The sequence below is a fragment of the uncultured Fretibacterium sp. genome (assembly GCF_938030725.1).
Classification (GTDB): domain Bacteria; phylum Synergistota; class Synergistia; order Synergistales; family Aminobacteriaceae; genus Fretibacterium.
In genome coordinates this window covers 1-1,652 of the sequence record NZ_CALHIQ010000187.1, presented here as the reverse complement: position 1 = coordinate 1,652, position 1,652 = coordinate 1, and the positions used below count along the sequence as shown (strand labels likewise).

Sequence of the window (1,652 nt, the reverse complement as noted above, 5' to 3'; positions counted from 1 at the left end):
GAAGAAGGGCGTGATGGAGCTGGCCGACGCCATCGTGGTGAACAAGGCCGACGGGGCCAACCAGATGAGGGCCCGGACCACCCGGGCGGACTACGAGCAGTTCCTGCACTACCTGCGCCCCTCCACGGAGGGCTGGACGAGCCGCGCCTACACCTGTTCCTCCCTGACGCGCGAGGGCATCCCGGAGGTGTGGGGCATGGTGGAGGACTTCATGGAAAACGTCCGGAGCTCGGGCGTCCTCGCGGAACGCCGCCGGCGCCAGGCGCTGTCCTGGGTTCACTCGATGGTGGAGGACCACCTGCTGCGCCGCTTCTACGAGGACCCCGGTGTCGCGGCGGAGATGCCGGGGATCGAGGAGCGGGTGGAGCGGGGCGAGCTGGCCGCCACCCAGGCGGCCCTGGACTTGCTGGCGCTCTACGAGAGGGGCCGGGACCGACAGAAGTGACGGTGTGCCCGCCTGGAGCAGAGGGCGGGCGCTCCAAAAATCGAAAAGGACACCCCCAATTTGAGTTCAGAGGAGGTCGTTTACCGTGAGGTTCATGAAAAAGCTCTCTTGCGTATTCCTTGTGTTCATGGCTCTCTGCGGCGCGGCGGCGGCGAACGTCGCCTACACGACGGTGGACGCGAGCTACACGAGCGCCATTGGGGTCATCGACGAGGGCCTGCAGGTCCGGAGGGCGGTCGGCAACCTCCGGAGTGACGCCCTGGGCGCGTCGTTTCCGCAGGGCGGCAAGCGCCTCTACGTCTTTCTGGAGCACGACCGCACCACGGGGGACAAGGCGACCGTCTACGACCCCGCCAGCTGGGACGTGCCCGTCGCCAGCAGGACCTGGACGAACGCCATGAACGTTCATGGCCTGGCCGCCTACGGCGGGAACCTGTACGCCGCCGCCCACGAGGGAGGCGCCGTCATCCAGGTGAACACGACAAGCTACACCGCCACGGGCCGCTATCACATCGGCACCGGCGCCCCGGCGGGGTACGTCCCCCACGCGGAACGGGTCCTCGTCGCCGGGAACGTGATCTACGCCCTGTTCACGGCGACGCGGGGCAGCTACCCCGGCTACGTCTACGCGAACAGCATCCTGGTGGGGCTGGACAGCGCGTTGAACAGGGAGCTCGTGCGGTATGAGGGGCTGGGCAGGAACGCTGTGGACATGGCGCAGATCGACGCCGGCCGGATCGCCGTCGCCTGTCGCGGCACGGGCAGCGTGCAGGTGGTGAACCTGAACGCCCCGGACGACGCGGACTGGCTGGCCATGGAGGTCGTCAGCGCGGATGACGGCACCGCTCTGGGCGACGTGTCGGCGGTCTGCGAGGACGGCAGGGGCGGCTTCTACTTCATCGCTCAGCGGCAGGCTGGAGCGGCGGCGAGGTCCAGCCTGACCCTCTATCGCTGGACCGGCTCCGCGCGGTACCCCGTGAAGGTGTACGAGGCAAAGGAAGTCGCGGGCCAAGCCTGCCAGCTGGTGCGCGACACGACGTACCGGGATCGGGTCTTCGCCGTGATGGGCGACAGGGTGGCCGTCCTTGAGGCGGACGGGCGCCACGTCAAAACGATCGGCAGTGCGGAGCTGGGGGGCACCCCCACCAGCGTCGCGGTGATCGACCGCCCGGCGGGTGGCGAGGGGAAGGACAAAAGCGGTTCGGGT

At 68.7% G+C, this 1,652-nt stretch carries 1 protein-coding gene and 1 pseudogene; both read left to right on the top strand.

Annotated elements, in window-relative coordinates:
• Nucleotides 1-445, top strand: a pseudogene (locus Q0629_RS10105) (methylmalonyl Co-A mutase-associated GTPase MeaB); the annotation flags it as partial.
• 85 nt (nt 446-530) lie between these two features.
• A partial coding sequence (locus Q0629_RS10100; RefSeq protein WP_298782088.1) for a hypothetical protein occupies nt 531-1,652 on the top strand: 1,122 nt, incomplete at its 3' end.